The sequence below is a fragment of the Pseudomonas sp. 2822-17 genome, assembly GCF_002742485.1.
GTDB lineage: Bacteria > Pseudomonadota > Gammaproteobacteria > Pseudomonadales > Pseudomonadaceae > Aquipseudomonas > Aquipseudomonas cyclaminis.
In genome coordinates, this window is the sequence record NZ_LJRZ01000970.1 from 1 (window position 1) to 231 (window position 231).

1 pseudogene is annotated in these 231 nt (G+C 39.0%); it reads left to right on the forward strand.

Annotated elements, in window-relative coordinates:
• Positions 1-231: pseudogene (locus AOA60_RS33730) on the forward strand (MFS transporter); the annotation flags it as partial.

A 231-nucleotide genomic window follows, 5' to 3' on the forward strand; every position in this document is an offset into this window, starting at 1 on the left:
CCTTTATGCAACATACGCGGTCATTGGTGTCGAGATGTTATATCAAGTATACAAAATCCTTCATGTTAATGTTCCTATCCTCCGTAAAGGAGTTCCTGAAGATGACCGTTATGAATTTAAAAATGTGGCGGCATTAAATAGTACGTATTTTGCTAATTTCGGTGCTGAGCTTGCAATAGTGTCTATGCTACCAATGTTCTTCCAACTTACGTTTTCACTCAGTGCAACGTC